This is a genomic window from Paenibacillus sp. sgz302190 (genome assembly GCF_059820445.1).
This window is the reverse complement of the sequence record NZ_JBZYAO010000044.1, coordinates 1-23,046: the sequence shown is the minus strand read 5'-3', so window position 1 is coordinate 23,046 and position 23,046 is coordinate 1. Positions and strand designations below refer to the sequence as shown.

17 protein-coding genes and 1 pseudogene are annotated in these 23,046 nt (G+C 49.1%); 13 read left to right on the top strand and 5 right to left on the bottom strand.

Going from position 1 to position 23,046, the window contains the following annotated elements:
• Positions 1-166: 166 nt before the first annotated feature.
• Positions 167-424 carry a hypothetical protein gene (locus AC6RNO_RS31405; RefSeq protein ID WP_497107865.1) on the bottom strand — a complete coding sequence of 86 codons (258 nt, stop codon included), beginning with the start codon at positions 422-424 and terminating at the stop codon, positions 167-169.
• 259 nt (positions 425-683) lie between these two features.
• Here AC6RNO_RS31405 and AC6RNO_RS31400 point away from each other — a divergent pair, with 259 nt between their 5' ends.
• Together AC6RNO_RS31400 and AC6RNO_RS31395 are read left to right on the top strand one after the other, a co-directional pair.
• On the top strand, positions 684-1,952 hold the full coding sequence (locus AC6RNO_RS31400) for a glycosyltransferase (RefSeq protein WP_497107864.1): 1,269 nt from the start codon (positions 684-686) through the stop codon (positions 1,950-1,952).
• Positions 1,834-2,610 (top strand): YheC/YheD family protein, encoded by a 777-nt coding sequence (locus tag AC6RNO_RS31395; RefSeq protein ID WP_497107880.1) that lies wholly within the window; start codon positions 1,834-1,836, stop codon positions 2,608-2,610. Before AC6RNO_RS31400 ends, AC6RNO_RS31395 begins: the two co-directional genes overlap by 119 nt.
• A gap of 40 nt (positions 2,611-2,650) precedes the next feature.
• Here the strand turns inward: AC6RNO_RS31395 and AC6RNO_RS31390 are convergent, their stop codons facing one another.
• A complete protein-coding gene (locus AC6RNO_RS31390) occupies positions 2,651-2,887 on the bottom strand; it encodes an EAL domain-containing protein (protein ID WP_474679907.1) in 237 nt (78 codons plus the stop codon).
• Positions 2,888-2,927: 40 nt separating this feature from the next.
• A pseudogene (locus tag AC6RNO_RS31385) lies at positions 2,928-3,923 on the bottom strand (putative bifunctional diguanylate cyclase/phosphodiesterase); the annotation flags it as partial.
• A 322-nt stretch (positions 3,924-4,245) separates the two neighbouring features.
• Between AC6RNO_RS31385 and AC6RNO_RS31380 the strand changes: the two are divergent.
• From AC6RNO_RS31380 to AC6RNO_RS31365, 4 genes are all read left to right on the top strand, one after another.
• Positions 4,246-5,274: a substrate-binding domain-containing protein gene (locus AC6RNO_RS31380; RefSeq protein WP_497107863.1), complete on the top strand. Its 1,029-nt coding sequence runs from the start codon at positions 4,246-4,248 to the stop codon at positions 5,272-5,274.
• Positions 5,275-5,372: 98 nt separating this feature from the next.
• Entirely contained in the window at positions 5,373-6,533 is a 1,161-nt protein-coding gene (locus AC6RNO_RS31375; RefSeq protein ID WP_474679910.1) for a Gfo/Idh/MocA family protein, read from the top strand.
• Between the two features lie 36 nt (positions 6,534-6,569).
• Complete coding sequence (locus AC6RNO_RS31370) at positions 6,570-7,199, top strand: ThuA domain-containing protein (protein WP_474679911.1); 630 nt, start codon at positions 6,570-6,572, stop codon at positions 7,197-7,199.
• 27 nt (positions 7,200-7,226) lie between these two features.
• Complete coding sequence (locus AC6RNO_RS31365; RefSeq protein WP_474679912.1) at positions 7,227-8,321, top strand: Gfo/Idh/MocA family protein; 1,095 nt, start codon at positions 7,227-7,229, stop codon at positions 8,319-8,321.
• 792 nt (positions 8,322-9,113) lie between these two features.
• Here the strand turns inward: AC6RNO_RS31365 and sspI are convergent.
• On the bottom strand, positions 9,114-9,317 hold the full coding sequence (gene sspI / locus AC6RNO_RS31360; protein ID WP_488435331.1) for a small acid-soluble spore protein SspI: 204 nt from the start codon (positions 9,315-9,317) through the stop codon (positions 9,114-9,116).
• A gap of 147 nt (positions 9,318-9,464) precedes the next feature.
• Between sspI and AC6RNO_RS31355 the strand changes: the two genes are divergently transcribed.
• From AC6RNO_RS31355 to AC6RNO_RS31330, 6 genes are all read left to right on the top strand, one after another.
• On the top strand, positions 9,465-10,124 hold the full coding sequence (locus tag AC6RNO_RS31355) for a potassium channel family protein (protein WP_474679914.1): 660 nt from the start codon (positions 9,465-9,467) through the stop codon (positions 10,122-10,124).
• Positions 10,125-10,129: 5 nt separating this feature from the next.
• The gene (locus tag AC6RNO_RS31350; RefSeq protein ID WP_497107862.1) at positions 10,130-10,921 is read left to right on the top strand and encodes a TrmH family RNA methyltransferase; all 792 of its coding nucleotides are present in this window, start codon (positions 10,130-10,132) and stop codon (positions 10,919-10,921) included.
• A gap of 476 nt (positions 10,922-11,397) precedes the next feature.
• Positions 11,398-12,078 carry a hypothetical protein gene (locus tag AC6RNO_RS31345; protein WP_474679916.1) on the top strand — a complete coding sequence of 227 codons (681 nt, stop codon included), beginning with the start codon at positions 11,398-11,400 and terminating at the stop codon, positions 12,076-12,078.
• Positions 12,079-12,132: 54 nt separating this feature from the next.
• Positions 12,133-12,408 carry a hypothetical protein gene (locus AC6RNO_RS31340; RefSeq protein WP_474679917.1) on the top strand — a complete coding sequence of 92 codons (276 nt, stop codon included), beginning with the start codon at positions 12,133-12,135 and terminating at the stop codon, positions 12,406-12,408.
• Positions 12,409-12,456: 48 nt separating this feature from the next.
• On the top strand, positions 12,457-12,729 hold the full coding sequence (locus AC6RNO_RS31335; RefSeq protein WP_474679918.1) for a hypothetical protein: 273 nt from the start codon (positions 12,457-12,459) through the stop codon (positions 12,727-12,729).
• Between the two features lie 99 nt (positions 12,730-12,828).
• Positions 12,829-21,372: an RHS repeat-associated core domain-containing protein gene (locus AC6RNO_RS31330; RefSeq protein ID WP_497107861.1), complete on the top strand. Its 8,544-nt coding sequence runs from the start codon at positions 12,829-12,831 to the stop codon at positions 21,370-21,372.
• Between the two features lie 584 nt (positions 21,373-21,956).
• On the opposite strand, the gene AC6RNO_RS31325 is transcribed toward AC6RNO_RS31330, so the two are convergent.
• Complete coding sequence (locus tag AC6RNO_RS31325; RefSeq protein WP_474679920.1) at positions 21,957-22,364, bottom strand: DinB family protein; 408 nt, start codon at positions 22,362-22,364, stop codon at positions 21,957-21,959.
• Between the two features lie 100 nt (positions 22,365-22,464).
• Between AC6RNO_RS31325 and AC6RNO_RS31320 the strand changes: the two genes are divergently transcribed.
• Positions 22,465-22,647 (top strand): hypothetical protein, encoded by a 183-nt coding sequence (locus AC6RNO_RS31320; RefSeq protein ID WP_474679921.1) that lies wholly within the window; start codon positions 22,465-22,467, stop codon positions 22,645-22,647.
• Positions 22,648-23,046 lie beyond the last annotated feature (399 nt).

The following is a 23,046-nucleotide window of genomic DNA, read 5'->3' as shown; positions in this document are numbered from 1 at the left end:
CTTGGGCGCAGCTTCTTTTTTGTGCCCGCGAGGGCGGGCGCCGCGGGAGGTGCGGAGGCCCCCGCCACGAGCAGAGCCGGGGCCCGCGCCGTGGGCAACGCCGAGGCTCCCGCCGCAGCCACTTGATAAAACCTGCAAAAGTGCAGGTTTTCTTCGCAAAAATGGTTCATTTTGGCAAAAAGCCTGCGATTGTGCAGGAATTTTCGGTGAAAATGAACCAGAGCCCCTGTTCGCGTCGAAAAGCCTGCACATTTGCAGGAATATGCCGCAGCCAGCGTATCATCCGGGCAAAAAACTGTATTTTTGCAGGTTTTTTCCTTGCATCGCCGGAGCCCCCGCCGCAGGCAACGTCGAGGCTCTCGACGCGAGCATAGCCGAGGCCACCACCGCATGCATCGCCGCAGCCACTTGATAAAACCTGCAAAAGTGCAGGTTTTCTTCGCGGGTTGTGCGACCGGCTCTGGCGTGTGGGTTTCTGAGCACACAGTTGACCTGATTAGGATGAAATCCACGGTGGTATGAGAGCGCGCTAAGCGCATGCGTAGTCGGCCGCCCGATTTTGGCCTCGAAAGAGGCTTATCCGATATGGACGGGATGAGTCGCCAAAACGGCCGGCGCTTCATACAATAGGTACAGGTTCAAAAAAGCGCAGGGCGAACCCTGCAAGGAAGTGGCTCCCTTCCGTGAACATTTTGATTGTCGCTCCCGAGAAATATCCGGTGCCGCCGCTGCTTGGAAACTCGGTGGAAATATGCATTTACGCCATTGCCCGCAAATTGGCTGAGCACCATCAGGTAACGGTTATCAGCAGACGGAATCCCCGTTACAAGCGTATTGCCAAGCAGGGCTCCTTGACGATCGTCAGGGTGCCGGGGGGCAGTCCGGATACGTATTTGCAAGCCGTACTGGACGCCATTCAAGGTCAAGCGTACGACCTGATTCAAGTGGACAACAGACCGCAGTACGCTGCCGCGATCAAAGAGCTTTTGCCGCATACGCCGGTGTCTTTATTCCTTCATTCCCTGACCTTCGTCCAGCCGCCGCACACCTCCGTCGAGCTTGCGGATGCCCAATTGTCCCGGGTGGACTGGATCGTTGCGAACAGCGGCTCGCTTCAAGATGAGCTGGCGGCCTTGTTTCCGAACCAGGAGAGCAAGCTTGCCAAAGTTCACCTTGGCACGGACGTCGCCCGTTTCCGCCCGGCGTCTCGGGCAAAGAAGGAACGGTTTCAAAAGAAATACCGGCTTCGCGGAAGCTTTCAAGTGCTTTTTATCGGCCGGATTATCGAGAGAAAAGGGATCTCCGTACTGATCAACGCTGTCCATTCAGCCAGAAAAAAAGTGCCCGGAGCCCGGCTGCTTATTGCCGGCAAAGCCCGGTGCAAGAGCTATAAAACCGAGCTGGGCAGGCAGGCCGGAAAACTCGGTGTACCTGTGAAGTTTTTGGGCCACATTCCTCACGCCAAGCTGCATGAAATTTACTGGCTCGCGGATTGTTTCGTATGCCCGTCGCAAGAGCATGAAGCTTTCGGGCTTGTCAACGTGGAAGCTATGGCTTCCGGCATCCCGGTTGTTGCTTCGGCGAACGGCGGCATCAACGAAATCATTCGCAGCGGCCATAACGGAATTACCGTCAAAGATTATAAAGATCCGGAATCATTTGCAAGAACGATCGTGGAAGTCGCAGCAAATCAAGCATGGGCGAAAAATCTGGCAAAACAGGCGCGCAAGGACGCCGTACAGCGCTTCAGCTGGCAGGCGGCGGCCCAGTCATTAGCCGAGTTTTACAGAACGCAGCTGGAGGAAGGACATGAAGCAGAAACTGCGAAGATATATTTACAGCAAATGGGCCAAAACGGTAGCGATTCAAGCTTCCGAGAAGCTGAGGCCGAGCATTCCCGCGACGAAGCGGATGACCGGCGAATCGCTGGAGCAGATGCTTGGCAGCCATAAAATGGTCTATGTCAAGCCCGACGTAGGTACGTTCGGGAACGGGGTGATGCGGGTAGATTGGCAGCCGGAGGCGGAGCATCCTTACTCGTATCAGTCCGGGGAAATCAAAAGACGCTTCAAGCATTTTGACAAGCTGTACGCTTCAATTGTTCAAAAAACGCGCAATCGTCCTTATCTCGTTCAAAAAGGCATACATTTGTTAACATATAAAGGGAGCCGTTTTGATCTAAGAGTCATGGTGCAGCAGTCCCCCCAGCGGAAATGGGAAGCGACCGGAATCATCGGGAGGGTGGCTCATCCCCGTAAAATCGTGACGAATTTCCATAACGGCGGAACGTTGAAACCGGCGGAAGCTCTGTTTGCCGGCTACATGAACGCAACCGAGCGGGAGCAGTTTATCGGCCGTCTGCGGACGTTGGGAGTCCAGGTTGCCAGAGCCATGCATGCCCGGCACCCGGGAGTTAAGGAAATCGGTCTCGACGTAGCGGTCGATAAAAAGCTGCACCCGTGGATTTTGGAGGTCAACACATCGCCCGATCCGTACATTTTTCGCAAGCTGAAAGACAAGCGCATTTTCGCCAAAGTGATCCGGTACGCCAGATGGCACGGCCTGTACACTCCGGTGAAGAAAAAAACGCCCCTGCGCAAGGGGCGATAAGGAACTGTCAGAGCTGCATCCTCCTTGGGGTGCAGCTTCGCTATTGCAGCGTTAAAGATTTGCAGGAAATCAGCGTCTCCAGCTCGACAGCCGAGACCGGCGGGCTTAGCAAATAGCCTTGAATCGTGTTGCATTTCGTTTCCCGCAATATTTCCAGCTGGCTGATTTCTTCGACACCCTCGGCGACGACCTGCAGATTGAGCGTATGGCCGAGATGGATAATCGCGTGCGTAATCGCCAGATCGTTGTGGTCTCGAGGACGAATAGCCGATGCCAAAATCGTCGATCGAAATGGAAATGCCCAGCGTGCTTAATTTTTCCAGAATCGACACGGTTTTGTCCAGGTTGTGCATGATCGAGCTTTCCGTAATTTCGAATTCCAGAAAACTGGGATCCAGGCGGGTCTGCTCAATAACGCGAATGACTTTATCGGCAAAATCCGGCTCCTGAAATTGGCACGGCGAAATGTTGACGGCCAACTGGTAGTTGATGATTCCGGCTTCCAGCCATTTTTTCTTTTGCAGGCATGCATGGCGCAGCACCCATTCGCCCAGCGGTATGATCAAACCGCTCTCTTCGGCGAGAGGAATGAATTCGCTTGGCTGAATGATCCCGTGAATCGGATGGTTCCATCTGACCGGCGCCTCCAGGCAAATGATTTCACCGCTCGAAAGATCGAGCCGGGGCTGGTAGTACAGCGTCAGTTGGTCCTTCTGGATCGCCCTGCGCAATTCGGTCTCCATGCGGACTTGCCGGATGGGATGCACCGCCATCATGCCGTCGAAGGCGACCTGCTTGTTTTTCCCCGTATGTTTGGCGGCAAAAAGAGCAAGATCGGCTTGCTTGAGCGCTTCTTCCAGCGTATCGGGACGGATATCGATCGTGCTGCTGCCGATGCTGGCATTGACGTAGCATTCTTCGCCCGCAATGTCGAACGGCTGTATAAAGACTTGCTGCACCTGTTCCAGGCCGGCGGCCAGCTGCCGTTCGGATGGCGCCTGCATAAGCAGCAAAAATTCGTCGTCACCGGAGCGGATCGCATGTATGCACGAAGGAACGGCGAGCAGCCGGCGGGCGACTTCCTTCAGCAGGAAATCGCCGGACAAGTATCCGAGCGAAATGTTCAGATCGCGAAAACGATCGATATCGAGCAGTATAATAGTCCGAAAAGAGGCCGCTTTTCCTTGCCGAAGGACGCGGACGGATGAATCCAGCAAAGCCAGCAGCTCTTTCCGGCGATGAATCCGGGGTACCGTTTGGAACGAATGTTGTGCGGCAGCAGGCCGTTTATCTCCCAGGACGGCTCCTAGCATTCTCGATGCGGCTTCACGCAACAGGCTACCGACTGATTTCAATAAGATCACTCATTCCACTTCATAATTAGTCATTCAATAATGATAAAACGAACTGCAAACGGATACAACATCACAATCAGGTGGTAATGGAAAAATATAGTCAATTAAACATACAATTTGTAATTGATTGGCGAAATCCGGCTGTCTGAAAAAAATATTGTGTTGCTTTCGCCTTGCATATTGACAAAATCGGGAACCGGATGAGAAAATGTACGCGTGTACATTTTAATGAACGGCTCCCTTTTTGAAGCAGGTTAGGGAATCGTCGTGGAGGCTTGACATGGTAACAAGAAAAGAGGTCGCCGAGCTGGCAGGGGTTTCTGAAGCGACTGTATCCCGGGTATTCAACGGTGTGGGGCCGATGAAGCCCAAGACGAGGGAGCGCGTGCTGCAAGCGGCCAAGGAGCTTGATTATCACCCGAATGCGATCGCGCAGAGCTTTGCCCGCAGGCGCAGCGGCAATTTGGGTGTCGTGCTGCCGTACGTGCCGAAGGTGCATCTTTTTTCCACGTATTATTTCTCGGAAATATTGAGCGGCATAGGCGAGGAAGTGAAACAGCAGGGCTATGACATGCTGCTTATGTTTCTGTCGCCGGACGATGAGATCGACTACACCCGGCTGCATCGTTCGCAGAAGGTGGATGCCTGCGTCATACTCGGCTCCCAGGATACGCCGGCCCAGCGCCAGTCGCTGCAGCAGCTTCATGAGCAGAGGTTCCCTTTTTGTCTCGTTAACCAGCGTTTTGAGGGGATGCCGCTGAGCGTTGTGGACGCGGATCATGTGCAGGGCAGCTACCTGGCGGTCCGCCATTTGCAGGAATCCGGCTTCCGCCGGATCGCTTTCCTGAACGGTTCGCCTCCTTATTCGAACAGCAAGGACCGGCTGGAGGGGTACTTGAAAGCGATGGACGCAGCGGGGCTGGACGTATCGCCGTCATGGCTGCTGGAGGGCAACTACAGCAGAAAGAGCGGCTACGAAGCCGCTGCGGCTTTATGGGAGCGGCGGCACGAGGTGGACGCCGTCTTCGCGGCCAACGACCGCATGGCGATCGGGCTGATGCAGGGGCTGCGCGAGCGGGGCTGGACGGCGGGGCGGGATTTTGCCGTTGTCGGCTGCGACGACTCCGATGCCGCGAAGCTGAGCGATCCGCCGCTGACCAGCGTGAGCGTGCCCTTTTTTGAAATGGGCAAGAGAGCGGCGCGCGGCGTGCTGGAGCAGGTGCCGGGCGGCGTCGAAGCGGCCGGGCCTTTTCAGATCAAGCTGCCCACCGGGCTTGTGGTGCGTCAATCTTCGCAGAACAACAACTGAGACATTTCCAGGGGACTATCCGGGGCCGCGGTTCGCCGGTTCAACGGACAGAATTCCGGGACATGCATGAATCCGATACCGAAGAGGAGGAAATGGGAATGAAGTCTTTTAACGTAGGTATGGTCGGTTACAAGTTTATGGGGAAGGCGCACAGTCATGCGTACCGGGATTTACATATGTTTTTCCCGCAAACGGCCGTACCGAAAATGAAGCTCATCTGCGGCCGTGATGAAAACGGTGTCAAAACTGCAGCCGAGCAGTTCGGCTGGGAAGGGCACGTCACCGATTGGCGCGAGCTGGTCACGCATCCGGATATCGACATCGTCGATATCAATGCGCCGAGTGACGCGCACAAGGAAATCGCGCTTGCTGCGGCCAAGGCCGGCAAGCATCTGTTCTGCGAGAAGCCGCTGGCGCTGACCCTTGCGGACGCAAGGGAAATGCTGCAGGCGGCTGAGACGGCCGGGGTGAAGCACATGGTCGGCTTCAACTACAGGTTCGCTCCGGCGGTGCAGCTGGCGAAAAAGCTGGTGGCCGACGGCCGGCTCGGCCAGATTTATCATTTCCGCGCCTGGTTCCTGCAGGACTGGATCGTCGATCCGGACTTCCCGCTCGTCTGGCGCTTGCAGAAGGAAGTCGCCGGTTCCGGCTCGCACGGCGACCTGGGCGCACACCTGATCGATCTGGCGCACTTCCTGATCGGGGAAATGACGGAGGTCATCGGCATGAGCGAGACGTTCATCAAAGAACGCCCGATGCCGGCCTCGATGACAGGTCTCAGCGCGAAGGGCAGCAAGGATGCCCCCCGCGGGCCTGTTACGGTCGACGACGCGACGCTGTTCATGGCGCGTTTTGCCGGCGGCGCTCTCGGCAGCTTCGAAGCGACGCGTTTCGCTCCCGGGCACCGCTGCACGAACGCTTTTGAAATCAACGGCAGCAAGGGCAGCGTGAAGTTCGACTTTGAGCGGATGAACGAGCTGCAGGTTTATTTTACGGACGATGCGGAGGATGTGCAGGGCTTCCGCCGCGTGCTGGCAACCGATCCTTCGCACGCCTACATGGATGCCTGGTGGCCTCCAGGCCATACGATCGGATACGAGCATACGTTCCTTCACGAGGTTGTGGAGCTGATGAACGCGCTGTCGGAAGACCGCCAGCCGGTTCCGAATTTTGTGGATGGCGTGAAATGTCAGGAAGTGCTGGAAGCCGTCGATCAATCGATCGCCGAGCGCCGGTGGGTGCGAATCAGCGAAGTTTAAAACAGATTGGCCAGAAACGAGAGGAGATTGCCGGATATGAGCAAACAAGCGTTAGTCGTATGGGGTGGATGGGACGGCCATCAGCCGGAGGAAGTAGCGGGCATTTTGGGCGGCGTATTGCGCGAAGAAGGCTTCCAGGTCGAAATTTCCGACACGCTGGACAGTTTCAAAGACGCCGAACGGCTGAAAAGCGTCGATCTGATCGTTCCCGTCTGGACGATGGGCAAGATCGAGAAGGAGCAGCTTGCTCCCATGATCGCCGCCGTTCAGGAAGGCGGTACGGGAATTGCCGGCTGCCACGGCGGAATGGGGGATTCGTTCCGCAACGAGGTGGAGTATCAGTACATGGTCGGCGGCCAGTGGGTAGCCCATCCCGGCAACGACGGCGTTACCTATACCGTGCGAATTAAGGACGCAGCGCATCCTTTGACCGAGGGGATCGAAGATTTTGTCGTTGTCTCGGAAAAATATTACATGCATATCGACCCGGCGATTCAGGTGCATGCCGTGACCGATTTCGGCGATGTGGAAATGCCGGTGGTCTGGACGAAAACGTACGGGCAAGGCAAGGTTTACTATTGCTCGCTCGGGCACCAGGCGAACATAGTAAGCATGCCGCAGACACTTGAATTGATGCGCCGCGGGATGCTTTGGGCGGTCAGATAAGCGACAGATCAGGAGGATGGAACTGGAATGAAGAAGATCAAGGTTGGCATCATCGGATGCGGCAATATCAGCGCGATATATATGACCAATATTCCGAAATTCGCTCATTTGGAGCTGGCTGCATGCGCGGATTTGGACCTCGCGCGGGCCAAAGCGAGAGCGGAAGAATTTGCGATCGCCAAAGCGTATTCCGTTAGCGAGATTTTGGCCGATCCGGACATAGACATCGTGATCAATTTGACGATTCCGGCGGCGCACGCGGAAGTGTGCCTGCAAGTGCTGGAAGCGGGCAAGCACGTATATGTGGAAAAGCCCTTGGCGGTAACCCGCGAGGACGGGCAGCGCATTCTGGAGAAGGCGCGCAGCAAAGGGCTGCTTGTCGGCAGCGCGCCGGACACGTTCCTCGGCGGCGGCATTCAGACGTGCCGCAAGCTGATCGAAGACGGCTGGATCGGCACGCCGGTGGCGGCGACAGCCTTCATGATGGCCAGGGGCCACGAGTTCTGGCACCCCGATCCCGAGTTTTATTATCAACTGGGCGGCGGGCCGATGTTCGATATGGGGCCGTATTATTTGACGGCGCTCGTTGCTTTGCTGGGACCGATCCGCCGCGTGACGGGTTCCGCGGGCATCAGTTACCCGGAGCGGACGATTACGAGCCAGAAGAAATACGGCCAAAAAATCCAGGTCGAAGTGCCTACGCACGTAGCCGGCGTGCTTGATTTCCACAGCGGAGCGATTGCCACGCTGGTCACGAGCTTCGATATTTCGGGAGGCACCAAGCTTCCGAATATCGAAATCTACGGCAGCCGCGGCACATTGCGCGTCCCTGATCCGAATACGTTCGGCGGGCCGGTTTATTTGCACAGGCACGGCGGCGACTGGGAGCCGATTCCGCTGACTCACGGCTATACGGACAACTCGCGCGGGCTGGGCGTAGCCGCGATGGCTCATGCGCTGCTGGACGGCGACACCGGGGCGCACCGCGCGAACGGCGAATTGGCGTACCATGTACTGGAAGCGATGCATGGGTTTCATGACGCATCTGCCGAAGGCAAGCACTACATCATGCAAAGCAGCTGTGAAAAGCCTGCACCCCTTCCGGTATTTTCCGGACTATAATAGTTTTACAACACTCCCCTCTCCTTCGTGCGAGGGGGTGTTTTTTTATGCGGAGCGATAGGCGGTGGCGAGGGATAAACCGGTGCCGGAGTAACACTGAATATACATGTATCAGTAGTAGTTATTTTTAAAAGTATTCAGGCTGTTGAACCCCCCCCGCGTTAGTGGCGATAACTACAATCTGCCCGGCTGTACGAAGAAAACCTGCAAAAATACATGAATTTGCGTCCTTGATCGCTGGCCACGAACAATTCCTGCAATTGTGCAGGCTTTTCAGCGCGGACAGGGGCTCAGGTTCACTTTCAGCAAAAATTCCTGCACTTTTGCAGGCTTTTCGCAAAAATAAGCTAATTTCGGAGGAAAAACCTGCACTTTCGCAGGTTTTTCCCTACGACGATGTCTACTGCCCATTTTGTTCAGTTCAGCGACTCACAAGAAGAGACTAACGCCCAGAAAAAGCGGCTGTCCCTCCAATTAGTGCCTCACTGTTTCCCATAGCCCTAACTGAGTGTCACGACTTTCCAGGGCAGCCTGAAAAACAGCAACTGGACAGAGCTAATAAAGAACGTGTCCGACGGTTAGATCAATTAGGCTTAAAGCTCGACAATATCCGGTCTGTGCAGAACGATACCAATTTGTATCATAAACGTTTCCCGTATAAATAAGATGTTCGGACAATGGCATGATGATGGACGATTTTTAGGGTATTAAACAGCGGCAGTTTAGGACTGATTGTCCCGTCCATGGCTGCCGCTTTATGCGCCCGGCCCCGGGGCTCGATTGGCGCGCGGATTATTCCAGATGTTCCTTAAGTGTGTCGACAAGCCCGTTCTGGATGTCTGCGTTGCTGTGCTGCCAAATAATTTCAAAAAGAACGCCCAGCCCCGGAAGCACGCGTTCTTCTCCGCCGATGGATTCCTCAATAATTTCCTGAAGCTCGTCGTTCGATTTATTTTGGACGCGCTGGATGATAGCCTGTCTTAAGGTGATGTTCATGCAAGAACCTCGCTTCCCTTTCGTTATCTTTTCTAATATGCTCAAGTTTGCGCGGCTTCATGCTTTATGCTTTTTTTCGAAAGTGAGATGCCGCCTGATGTATGTTATAATTGAACTTATGTCAAAAGCAGGGAAGGATGGACGCGAATGAAGAAACAGTTCGCCGTTATCGGCATAGGCAGGTTCGGTTCGAGTGTTGCCAAAACTTTGTCGCAGTTCGGATTTGAGGTTCTTGCCATCGATGACCGGGAAGCGGTCGTACAGGAAATTTCACCTCTAGTCACTCATGCGGTTCAAGCCGATTCGACGGACGAGGACGCGCTCCGGGCTCTAGGCATACGCAATTTTGACGTTGTTATCGTAGCGATCGGGGAGGACATCCAGGCCAGCATTTTGACTACGCTCATTTTAAAAGAAATGGGCATTGCTACGATCGTAGTGAAAGCTGTGAACGAACTGCACGGAAAAGTGCTGAAAAAAATCGGCGCGGATAAAGTCATTTTTCCGGAAAGAGATATGGGCCAGCGCGTCGCTCACCACCTGATTTCATCGAATATTTTGGACTATATCGAGCTTTCCGCCGATTACAGCATCGTGGAGGTTCAAGTTTCGCGGCAAATGATTGGCAAAAGCCTGCGGCATCTCGACATTCGCGCCAAATACGGCTGCAACGTCATCGCTATCAAGCAGGGCCAAAACCTGATCATCCCGCCGAGCGCTGAAGAGCCGCTTAAGGAGCATGATATTTTGGTCATCGTAGGGAAAAATACGGATCTTCAAACTTTTGAAGTGACTTTTGCGGAGTAGAGATCATGATACATATTGAAATTATGTCGGTACAAAACCCCCGCGTCAAAGAATGGGCGCAGCTGCTGGATCGCCGCGGCAGGGACAAGCAGGGGAAATATTTGATCGAAGGCTACCACTTGGTGGAGGAAGCGGTTCGGGCGGGAGCACCCGTGCTGAGCGTTATTTACAGCAAGGAAAAAGGTTTGCCCGGCAGCCTGGCGGAAGCGGTACCCGCTCATGTGGAGCGGATAGCGGTGAGCCAGGCTGTGCTGGAAAAATGCTCGGATACGCAGACGCCGCAGGGGGTTTTGGCCGTTGTAGCCAAGCAAGGCCTGACTGCGGAGGAGCTGCTTGCGGCCGGGCCGGATTTGGCGGTCGTCCTGGACGGCGTCCAGGACCCCGGCAATCTCGGCACGATCATACGCAGCGCGGATGCGGTCGGCGCCGGCGCCGTCGTGATCGGCCGCGGCACGGTCGATCTGTACAATCCCAAGGCGATCCGCTCGACGATGGGATCGCTTTATCATCTGCCGATCGTGGAGGCAGATTTGTTGGAGCTGCTGCCGCGCGCGCACGAACGCGGTGTGCGGCTTGTCACCACGAGCCTGCAAGCGCAGCGCTCGTGCTACGAAACGGACCTGCGCCGGCCAACATGGCTGGTCATGGGCAACGAGGCCAAGGGGGTCTCGCCGGAGGTGGCGGCGCTGTCGGATGTGCAGGTCATCATCCCGATGCAGGGTCAGGCCGAGTCGCTCAACGTCGCCATGGCCGCGACGGTGCTGCTGTTCGAGGCTTCGCGGCAGCGGCTTGTGTGACCAAACAATAATTCCTGTGTGTGTGAGTTATAACCTAAATTGAGACTGATTATAAGATAGTTTGAGACTGATTATAACATCAAAACGAGACAACCAGATGGCATCAAAACCCTTGTAATACAAGGATTTTGATGCCATCTGGTTTATATATGAAGATGATGCGGAAGCGACGCCGAAATCCAAAGCGAACGCGTATGGTTCATGAACCGCGCGCCTAATGTGCTGACGGTGACTTTGCCGGTCACCATACATCTGACTTAAGAACTTGAACCAAATATAGGACTGACTGTGAGTTGGTTTGACATACTTTTCCTTTTTTTGAATATATAATTATCGTTACGAGCAGCGGTACGATGTCTTGCCCTTAAGTTAACATAACTTTTGACTGCTGCATCATTTATAGGGGGGTGACCCGAAAAAAGGCTGCACCAAGCCAGTTGGTATTTATTCTACACTCCCACGGGGAGATCATCATCATGGTGGCGATGGGAGCGGATCGGGAAGAAGCGCTGTTGAGTGCCTTGCAGTCGAAAAGCTGGACGACCTTCCGCGATACCGCATTTGCCGCTTGGAAGGCCAAGCACGCCAGACTCCAGCCGAGCGCATCGGTTGTGGATGGATTTGGAGGGCAAGGATACTTTGACGCTTCGAAGCTTCGAAGCCTGGAACGAGAGGAACTGATTCGCCAAACGCTGTATTGGATCATCGGCGTGCAATTCGATCCCACGCCTTCGGAAGTCGGACAGATTGTGGAGAAGCTCGTCCGCATAGAGCAGGCGCAATTACCCGACATGTTCCGGCACCTCTCGAATGACGAATGGGAGACGGCAGGCAGTGATTTCCTCGCGTTTCTCCAACTGATTAAAAAAAGGAGTGAGGTTTTTATGGCGTTAGTATTTAATAATGCAAATGTTGAACATGGGAAGTCTTACACTTTCACGTTCAACCAGAAGGTTTCTGATGTAACCGTGGGAATTCAGGGCTATTCTGTGAGATATCCTAGTAGTGACAACCATGTCCGGAAAATCAATGTCAACGCAGAAATTGCAAGTATATCTGGACAACAGGTGACAGTAACCGCAACCTGTGTAATGCATGACGATTCCAATAACTATGCCTATGGAAGTGTTGATATCACATGTATAGCAGTTGTATGATACCTCCTGCATGTTTCTCGTTGATGTATAAAATCAGAAAAGGAGTGGAGTGAAATGGCTTTTAAGAGTCTGAGTCAAACAGTAGGACATGGTAAGACACATACCTTTACGTTTCCATCAAAGGTGGCAAGTGCTAGTACATTAGTGCAAGGATATACGATGGAATATTCTAATAGTGACAACCATGTCAGAGAACAGAAAGTCAAAGCATCAATTATTTCCGTATCGGGAAATAATGTATCGGTATCTGCTACATGTGAGATGTATGATGATTCCAACAATCGTGCACCTGGAAATGTTGATATTTTATGCCTGGCTGAGCTTGAATAAACTAGGACGGCCTAACCTGCTATAACTCAAGAAGTAAAGGAGTGGAATATGATGGCGATAGTATTTGTAAGTCAGGCTGTAAGCAACGGAGATTCCGCCACATTTATATTTCAACAAGAATTGTTAAGCGCAACGGCGTTTGTACAAGGGTATCAACTTTCATATCCTAGGAGCGACAACCACTTAAAAAAGGCAACTGTCAAATGTGAAACTACTGTTAAAGGTAAACAAGTAACAGTAAAGGCAATATGTCAGGGAAATGATAGCAGCGGCAACAATGCAACCGGTACTATTAATATAACGTGTGTCGTAGAGATGTAATTAATAAATAAGGTACACAGCGAATAATAATAGGGTTTCATATGTAATCAGCATATGGAGCCCTATAATATCGTATCCAAGCTAAGTGGGAGGCTTGACATGGGAGAAAAAAATAACACCATGAATCAAATTCAGATACCTGAAATACGAACATTCCAATTTGACAGCAAATCGGTCGGCGATATAAAAAACAGTGTCAACCTTTTTCGTGGAGATGTCAATTTCAGTGAGAATATCGTCAGCTTGAGCGGCAGAAACGGATTGGATGTCAATGTGACCGCTATTTATCTTAGCAATGTCCAATCACAGATAAACAAAACAAATGAACAAGCCCCTACCGGAATAATGGGGTTGGGCTGGGAGATGCCATATGACAGGATTTACAGGGAAAACAGCAATGCCTATGAGACTCCTGACATCAATTACACGCTGGAAACGGGCGGAAATGCTCTGGCGTTGGTCAGGACAACAGTAGAAATATCTTTGTTTGATTTGCCTTCTACTTCAAAATTACTTCTGGCAGAGGGAAAAATATCACATGAACTAGCCGGTCTATTTCATAAAAACGGGATACGTATAGGTACTAATGCCAAGGTATGTTATCGGCAGGCACATGAAAATTGGCTTGTAACCGACTATGCGAATGAGACGCAGTATAAAATCCTACCGAAGGATGAGAGGTTGCTGGTATACGATGGAGGACTGGGGTATGAAACGGTAGACTATCAATTCTGGAAAATATCCTACTATCCCGACTTTGAACGCTGGGTTGTAATAAAAGAGAATGGAATCACCTATTCCTTTGGCGGAGGGGTGTGCATAGACAATAATGGCAATAAGACCTGTGGACAGAACCAGATACAATGGGGGGTGCGCTGGGGCAACTGGATAGGAAGCAGCAGTCTTACAGATGGCCAGGAACAGTATCCCAGAGTATGGAATATGCATACTGCATCAAGCCTTTGGGGTGATACCATTCAATATGAGTACGAAACTGTAGAGCAAAAGGTTGGAAGCGAAAGTGGCAGGGTATATACAAAGGCGTGCTACTTGAAAAGTATAACTGACGTATTTGGGAGGAAGGTCATTTACTTTTATAGAGACAAGGAAATCACGGAGTATGCTGATCCTCATAAGGAAGTACCGGATAACAGTCCCAATCCCTATCAGGATTGCTATGAGACCAAGTATCTTGACAGCATCCAGGTTCATGGCGTAAACGGGCATCGTCTTTTCTCGGTGCAATTTGATTTCAGCATCAAAAATGTATCGGATGACAGCAGCAACCCTCACTTCAATAAGCGCTATTTGACAAATATGGTGAGAAAAAACCCTGATGGAAATTCACTGCCGGGCATCCTATTTGAGTATATCTGGACGAATGACCCCAATCAGCATAGAGGGGGCGTCAGGAAAATCACATATCCCGATGGAGGAAGTGTTACATACACATACGAAAAAAATGTACTGAAGCTGTGTGACAGGAGCATGCAGATTGATAACCCATGGCCGGGCAAAGGTTCTCCAAGAATATGGTATGGCAGCGATTATGCTGTAGTGATATGGTACAGTGAGGACAACAGCATCATGCGTTTGACGGTATATTCCTGGGTAGGGAAATGGTATGGATGGTCATGGGCTGTTAATGGCAGTGGAGATATTCAAGAAAACATAGATATTGAAAGCTTGAATGTGCAAACGGGAGATGATTTTTTTGCATTGCTGTACAAAACGGAAGGCACTTCGTTTCCAGTGAACAAGGTCTTTGTATTTCACAAAAACGAATGGTGCCAAGGACAGTGGCATCTGCCTTATGAAGCGAGTTTTAATTACAATAAATGGCTTCCGCAGTCTGTTGCGGGAGACAGCTTCGTTATTGTATATAACGCGTCAGAGAATGCCCCGGATAACAAAATGACAAGACTGAGTTGGGATATGTTGCAAAAAAAATGGATAGAGGAAGATTTGGGAGCATGCCCCAATCCTAATCGCAGTGATGTTTCTTTGACCGCAGGAAACGGGTATTACATTGTTATGGACTGCCCCCGAAATGATTCGCAAAACAACAGAATGCAAATGTTCTACCGGGATGGTAAAGGCGAGTGGCATAATGGTCCACAGTACTCTCCCACCCAGATAAAACTGGCCAGAAATTCATCGGGTAGTCCTTTTTACCAGTGGGCAGCAGGGCAGTCCATGGCAGCGTTTGCATATATAAGCTATTATTATACCACCGGTTGTGAATATAACCTGTTGATATTTCAATGGGACGAAGGATTCACAACGATCCGGCAGCAGACGCAAGCACAGAAATTTTACATGTACACCTCCATACTGCCTTGGATTTCGACGGGGATTATCGAGGACAGTCTTGTTGCCAGTGGCCCGTTCCTGTACCGCTATAATGGGGCTGAGTGGAAAGGGAAAAGCATGGATCAGGGCTCATCGGACAGCAAAATGGTATTTAATTGGTATGGCTATGCCGAGGATTTGATTTTGTCTTCAAGAGTGGATCAATCCTACCATACCGATCCGGTAGCTAAGTACCATTTGTACCAGCCTGCATCAGGCACCGGTTCATATGATATGCCCGGCGATATGCCGTGGCATGACAAATATAAATATAAGCTGCAATACTACCCCACAGCTGGTGCAGATTATGTGACTTTCGATAAGGAAATTTTTTATCGCGGTACAAACTGGGTTAAGCCGGACGGTAATAATCCCATACAGAATCCTGTTTATATCATGCCCAATATAGTGGATACCCGGGCGGTAATAAATGTTGCCCCTGAGATTATAATAGCCCTGAACTGTAACGATGAGGGTAATCCCATAAGCACTACGGCTTATTACTTGTCGGATGGCAAGGTAAGCAGAAGTGAGAATATCTATATCAACCGGAATGGCAGTATGAAAGATGCCGTGTATTACCAGATTGTCGGGAAAATAGCCGAAAGCATACAAACAGGTCTTGAAGTAAATTTAAATGGCAAAGCACCTTCAAGGGGGGGAATGCTTGCGCTATATGCCAAAGGTGAAAAGTTTGAAGAAGCCGGCAGCATACAGCTTAATAAATACATCAGCAATCATATTGCAGGAAGTATTGAGGATTATCCGGTAACCTCCATTGCGATCAATGACGGATATAACACTGACTATACAAGCTACCAGTATAATTTCCAGAGTGCTTTGGCAGACCCCTCATGTACGGTTGCAAAATACTATGAGGTAAAAGCTTTATACGGAAGCGGAACCGGCAAATATGGATATACGGTCTACAATTATTTCAATGGAATTATGCCTGATGTGAACACCCATGCATATCCATCCACTTTGGAAGGAAATGACGAGCAGAATTATTACAGCTTGTTAGATGGCATGCTATACAAGAAAAAGTCATACAACAATGAAGATAAGTGTGTGGAAGCTGTCACCACTTCGTGGAGGGCATATACAACAAGGTCGGATGGACAGAATCTATATACATTGGTTAACGGGTATGTCAGGATGCGTGGTGAAACGGCTATAACGGATGGGGTAGAGAACACTGCGGTATACCAGCAAAACCTTGTAAACGGTCAGGATTCACTTGTGCAAACAAGCAATTATAATGTAAATGGGCAAGAGGAAATCATCAGCACAGAAAACAAATACCTTTTTGAAGGATATGAAATTGCGACAGGTTTAAACTATCTTACTCCTGTGATCCAGGAGAAAAGCATGGTAGATGGAATTATAATCGGTGTGAAAGTGGAAACGTGGAAATTATGGGAACAGGATACAGGCGAAGAAATCCTTCAGATTCCTGCATCATGGAAACAGTATATGCTGAGTACATATACCGACACACCCGATTTCCCATTCCAAAGTGAAAGCATACCTACCCAATGGGTGCAGGTAGCTGAGACGGTAAAACGGACCAGTAAAGGCTTGCTTTGCGAAATGATTGATATTGACGGCATAAAACAGGTTGCAAAGTATGATGAGAAACAAATGCTGGCAATTGCAGGTTTTGTAAATGCAAATGCAGATGAGGTGCTGTTCGGCAGCTTCGAAGAATATGAGAATACGCATGATTGGCAGTTTGATGCCAATGCCCGATTGGTGATAGGTGAGGGCCACTGTGGCAAAAACAGTGTAGAAATAAGGCCGGGAGCAGCTTTAGATGGTCTCAAGACCAAGCTGGAGATAGCTAGGTGCAGCAATGCTTACCTTGTGAGCTTTTGGATAAAGACACCGGATGGCTTTGATGGCGACACAGGAGAAGCGGGCTGCCATGTCATACTGAAAAAAGATCAGCAGGAGATATCAAGACAGATATCGGTCATACCACCTACAAGTATGGAGTGGAGCTATATAAGCAGCAGGATTGCTGTTCCACAAACGGAGGAGGGGGGAAGACTTGAGATTGAAATCTACTTTGATAACAACAAAACAACCCAAAGTTACCTCTTGGATGATATAAGGTTTTCACCTTTCCTGTGCACGTACAACGGTATGGTGTATGATCCGGATTATTGCCTTACACTTGCCCAGTTGGGTTCAAACAGAGAAGTAATTCGCTATATATTTGATGAATATCAAAGGACGATAGGCATACAAGGGCCTGATGATAATATGGCGAAGGTTTCCAGTACAGCTTATTCAAGGCAAAGAAACCATTCATTTGATCCCTTGTATCCCAATAGCACCTTGGAAGTTCAGGCACGTTTGGGCGGTAGGTACATTGATTTCTACAGCTATCCTGACTGGCAGCAGTTTTTTGAAACTGATGTCCCTGGGCAGTTTGAAATAAATGAAGGTACACTTTGCTATCTCGGACATGAAAGCATAAGTCTTGATATGATAAGGCCAGACTATCAGAATAACTATTGTGTCTGTATTAGTATGGAAGGATTGTCACAAAAGGAAAGCATACAGATGGACGAAGATCGTATAGCACAAATGAACAGCGGTGGAATGCCGCCAAAGCTGATGGAGAAATTTGCTTCACTGGCAGCTAAAATCAGCATACATCCTGTGATCATGGACAGAAAATGGCAGATACAATTATCCGACCGTCCCGTCCTATGCATAGACTATGATGGAAAAGAATTTATCATCACCAGAGAAGCACCTATCATTACGGATGTAGGGGTACGTATAGGCGATAGTATGCAGGTATTATGGAATGCTGCCTCAGGACAGTGGGAGCTGTACGACTATTCTGTATCAAGCTCTGCTGTTATGACAAAGCTGCAGCCGGAAATGAAAATAACCAACTGGCTCGTCATTGTGTCTCAAAATACCTTATTGTTTTATGGAGACGGCATCCAGATATTTGGGTATAACGCGCAGCAGCAAATATCCGGAAGGTTTGGCCTTTTGCTGTCCCAACCTGTTGCGCTGAGCAATATCATGGCTGTAAAAGAGCCAATTACAGGTTTAGTATATACAGACGGATCAGGCAAGACAAGGCAAACCCAACAGCTAATAGATGGAAAATCTCTAGTATCGGGAGTCGTTTATGATGATATAGGGCAGGAGGCATGTACGACAAAAGAAGCACAGCTGGCACCGGAAGAGGCAATATCCGTATTAGCCTATCGCAAAGACTTTGCTGTCATGAACTGGGAAAATGGCACAATGGGAGGAGAAGTAGGCCTTTATTACAGCCCGGGTGGTGATGGCTACTCTGACGATGAAGGCTATCCATTTTCACGAAAAGTCTATGAGGCATCACCCTTGGGGCGTGAAATTGCTGTAGGAAAGCCGGGCAGCACCTATGCAGTCAACCTGGCGAGCAATCATTACAAGACCATTACCTATCATGCAAATACAGGGCAGGAACCGCTCCAATTGCCGGTTGGACAGTATCTTGTCCAGACAACAAAGGATGAAAATGGCAGGGTACAAATGCGTATAACAGATAAGCGCGGAACCCAAATTGCCGAGATTAAAAACGCGCAGCAGGCCGATAATGCCATAAGCACCTATGAAGAGCATTATTCCTACACAGCAGAGTTTTCTGGAGTTACAAGAACAATTTTGCCGCCTAACTGGTATCGTTCACCACAAGACGAGAGCAGCAAAACTGTCATGAAAATCCAAAACAAGTATAACCTGTTGGGTCAACTGGTAGAAAAAAGGATGCCGGATGCCGGTTCTGAGCCTGGAAACGGTATGTATAATTATGTATACACCACTTCCGGAAAGCTGCGATTTATGCAAAACCCGGAGGGCTATGCAGCAGCCAGGCCGTATATTTTATACTGGCTGTATGATACGATAGGCCGTGTTCTCGCTGTAGGAGTTTCATATTATAATGGCAGCCTTGATACACTTTGGCAGTATGCTGATGAAACGGGATGGCTTCCCCCAGATACAGAATACCTGCATTTCAAGCAATACGTATATGACAGCAATCCCGGCTGTCCCGATGGAAATCCAAATCCGGATCAAATAGGCAGGATGACCGAAGTTACTGTATATGAACAGGAAAGTAATGGTGAGATCATGTCAGTGGAAGAATTCATGTATGATATAAACGGCAATGTGACCGACTACTCCATATACGCTCCTTCCTTTGGCAATGAGAAGTATTTGACAAAATACCAATACGATAACCTTGGAGATGCAGTCGAAATACGGTATCCCGCAGGGGATATCAACATCTGCTACAGCTATGACAATATAGGCAGGTTGTGTGCGATAGGAACAGAAGAGCAACCGAATTGCCATGCTGAACTTGCCTATTCCGCTTATCAAATGCTCGGCTCTGAAACCATACACGGAGCTGGGGATATGAAAATTCAGAGGAATTACAGCTACAATTCTCCAGGGTGGATAACCGGTACGGAGGACAGGTATTTTAGGGAAAGAATCTATTATAGTGAAAATGGATACAATGGTGCGGCATACTACAATGGAAGGATTGCCTCAGTAGAAAGCCGGTATTTGATGCTCGATACCGAAGGATTATTTCCGCCATCCTATGAATACCGTTATGCCTATGATGGATTAGGGAGGCTGGGAACAGCACAAAACACAGCCGACGATGAATGGAGTATAGGGACTGTAACTCCTACAACTTATGATGCCAATAACAACATTCTGGCAATAAATGATGGAGTAACAGAGAATACTGAATATATATACCAGGCCGGAAGCAACAAAGTGATTGAAATGATTGGCAGTAACAGTCGGCGCTGTGAATATAATCTTGACGGAGCCATAGCAAGAGTACCGGGCAGATTTGAACAGCTTAATTATAATAAATTCAACAGTCAAGTGACCCGCATAACTGACGCCGATGGGGATACAGTTTCTTTTGGATATGCCGGAAGAGAACAGAGGGTATTGAAAACCACTGCTGCATGTAAAAAACTTTACATCCACGGCTTGAACAACTATCCACTGGTTGAATTGACCAAATTTGGGGACGGCAGCACAACAGTGACCAGTCATATATATGGTCCGAGAGGGCTTATTAAGCAGTACAAGGATGCGCGGGAGCTTTTATTTATTAATGACCATCAAGCTTCGGTAAGGGCTGTCGCAGATGGCTTATCCGGGCAGGTACTGGCAGCCTATGCATATAGTCCTTTTGGGGGTATGATGTGTACTCCATATGGGGAAGGCAGTATTTCGGATTACCTGTATACAGGACAGGAACTGGACAGACAAACAGGTCTTTACAACTACCGATCTAGGATGTATGACCCTTCAATTGGACGTTTCTATTCAATGGATTCTGCCGGGCAGTATTTCAGTCCCTATATATATGCAGGAAATGACCCCATATCTCTGGTTGATCCTGACGGACAAATGGCTTTTGCTACAATTGTTGCCATAACTGCGGCTACAGGGGCGGCATTAGGGGCTGTCGGAGGCGGAATATATGCAGGTGTAAGTGGACATTCAGGAGGGCAGATAGCCAAAGATATCTTTGCGGGACTTGGAATTGGTTTCCTTGCAGGGCTGCTGGCAGGCACAGGTGTGGGGGCTTATGCCGTTGCAGCAGGTGCTACAGCAGGTGCAGTTGCGTCTACCACTGTTACATCTATGCTGACAGGTTCGGTTATTGCTGCTGGTGTAAACGCGGGAACCTCTCTGATTAAGGCAGGTGTTAGCGGTGATTGGTCTGTGACGGATATATTTGCGTCAATAGGAGTTGGCGCAGTGTCAGGTGCAGTAGCATGGGGGGTCGGATCTGGTGTAAGCAGCAAGCTGACTTCAACAGCAGCATCCAGAGTTGGACAAATGTCCTCGAAACAGCTTTATGCCCTGGGCAGCGGTATAGGCGCCGTATCTGATGGGGTAGGAACTGTAGTGGGGCAAACTGTGGCAAATTTGATGGATATGGCACAGGGAAACGATGTAAATTGGGGTAAAAGCCTTGGTATAGCGGGAGGAGTAGGCGGTTTCTTTGGGGGTATAAACGGCGCAGCGGGAGCAAGATTCATGTCCACCAAGCAAACCAGCATAACAACAAGGGTTTTCTTACCTGATGATACCATATACTACACTTTTGAAGGGAGCGGCTTTTTGCAATTTACAACCAGCTATGAGAACTTTGCCGAAAAATATGGGACAGCAATATCTAGAGCTATAGGAGTTTTTGCTGGCTCTACACAAAACGGAGTGTCTGAAGCCACCTGATGATTATGCTGAGCCGTAAAAAATAGAAAATATTTTTCACCGCCTAATTGAAGAGCTAGGAAGCAGAGGGGCTGTTTCCTAGCTCTTTATGTTGTACGTCCGGCAATCCAACCGGGGATGAGCATTATTCTGTAATATTGTGTTCCTTATAGGTTTTGCCATTGTCTACATACAGTTGGGTGTAGGCGTCAAATAAATTCCTGTTCTCAATCGGCGATTTTCTATGACTGGGGGCATTACACATGGTTTTTTTTAATTGAAAAACGTGATCAAGGCTTAAAGACAATGTTTTTTTGATTGTTTGTCTGAGCTTATCTTATAAAAATATAAGGTTTGTCCAATCGTATGTTATAAACAGTCTCAGGCAATCTTATAAAAACAGCCCTAAACGTGTTGGTTTTGTCTCAAATGATCTTATAACTCACACCAGCCCACGTCCCCAAATAACTGTCCAGGAATACTGCTGAATACATGTAAATGTGCGATTTTACGAGGGTTAAGCAATTAAAAGCATGTTAAAGACGGAGAAAACCGCCCATCAAAAGGACGGTTAATTAAACTATCATTCTCAATATCTGAAAGAATCAGATTACTGATAAAATTTGATTTTTGTGATGAATGTCATGTTCGATAAATTCGTGGATGATGTAGAGCAAGGAGTAGGGCGTGTTTGTATGTGGGCAATATTCTACGCCGTTTGCGGGCACATGTTTAGTAGCGATATCTGGCTCAGTTAGCAGTATGTCAACCAACTGACGACGGGTTTGCTTAAATTCGTCAAGCATACTTATTTTGGAAATTCCCGAACGGGCATATTCATAAGCTTTTTTGTTAAACGAATCGAAATTTGGAAAGAACATTCCTTCGCCATTTTTAATTGCTGGGATAATCGTATAGATGAGGTAATTATCCCAATTTTTAAGATGTGAAACAATTTCCGCTACTGATGCTTTTCCTTCAGCAATTGGAATTAACCAAATGTTTTCGTCCAAATCACGTGGCATAGAGAAGTAAAGTGATGGATGATTATGTATCGGGTGAAAACGTGTCTTCTCGGAAGTGAGTAGTATTTATGAAAAGGAAAGGCCTAGCGTGAAAGGGAATTCAATGAAAAAAGTAAATGAAAAGCTTATAGAAGAACTCTGTCGTTATGAAGATGACTTTCCAGAGGGGGTGTTTGCAGTTCCACCTTCATCGGATGCCCCAAAAGTAAAGGTTCGGGCTTTGATTGTGGTTCTGAAGAAAACAGTATTGAGTACTATTTTTAAAACGTGATTTCAGCTTTTCAATTTCTGAGATCGAAAGAAGATTTTACCTTACCATATCAATTGTTTCATTTTCCATTCCCAGTCCTATCCAGAAGTCTATCTCGTCTTTGGATTCGCATATGCAACTTTGCTGTCATTTGGGACCCCTCAAAAGAATTTTTTTCAGAGCAGAAGTTTTGTATCGTGTAATCGGCGGTTGTGTGTGCGTAAAAATAAAGTTCAGATACGAGCAATAACTTGCCGTAGCTTACCTTCGAGCATCTGCTCCAGTTCAAGTAATTGCTCATTTTTTAGAGCATTTTCGGTTCTTCCCAGTTTAGCATGACAATAAGCCGTCAATCCTTGTAATAGAACCCCGAAGGGAGATATCTGGGATGACGGAAAACGATATTTTTAATAGAGCTTT

Excerpts from the sequence above, each read along its gene's own strand:
- AC6RNO_RS31380 (WP_497107863.1), top strand. The coding sequence starts at position 4,246 with ATGGTAACAAGAAAAGAGGTCGCCGAGCTGGCAGGGGTTTCTGAAGCG.
- AC6RNO_RS31340 (WP_474679917.1), top strand. The coding sequence starts at position 12,133 with ATGGCTTTTAAGAGTCTGAGTCAAACAGTAGGACATGGTAAGACACAT.
- AC6RNO_RS31330 (WP_497107861.1), top strand. The coding sequence starts at position 12,829 with ATGGGAGAAAAAAATAACACCATGAATCAAATTCAGATACCTGAAATA.
- AC6RNO_RS31365 (WP_474679912.1), top strand. The coding sequence starts at position 7,227 with ATGAAGAAGATCAAGGTTGGCATCATCGGATGCGGCAATATCAGCGCG.
- AC6RNO_RS31350 (WP_497107862.1), top strand. The coding sequence starts at position 10,130 with ATGATACATATTGAAATTATGTCGGTACAAAACCCCCGCGTCAAAGAA.
- AC6RNO_RS31370 (WP_474679911.1), top strand. The coding sequence starts at position 6,570 with ATGAGCAAACAAGCGTTAGTCGTATGGGGTGGATGGGACGGCCATCAG.
- AC6RNO_RS31375 (WP_474679910.1), top strand. The coding sequence starts at position 5,373 with ATGAAGTCTTTTAACGTAGGTATGGTCGGTTACAAGTTTATGGGGAAG.
- AC6RNO_RS31335 (WP_474679918.1), top strand. The coding sequence starts at position 12,457 with ATGATGGCGATAGTATTTGTAAGTCAGGCTGTAAGCAACGGAGATTCC.
- AC6RNO_RS31355 (WP_474679914.1), top strand. The coding sequence starts at position 9,465 with ATGAAGAAACAGTTCGCCGTTATCGGCATAGGCAGGTTCGGTTCGAGT.
- sspI (WP_488435331.1), bottom strand. The coding sequence starts at position 9,317 with ATGAACATCACCTTAAGACAGGCTATCATCCAGCGCGTCCAAAATAAA.
- AC6RNO_RS31345 (WP_474679916.1), top strand. The coding sequence starts at position 11,398 with ATGGTGGCGATGGGAGCGGATCGGGAAGAAGCGCTGTTGAGTGCCTTG.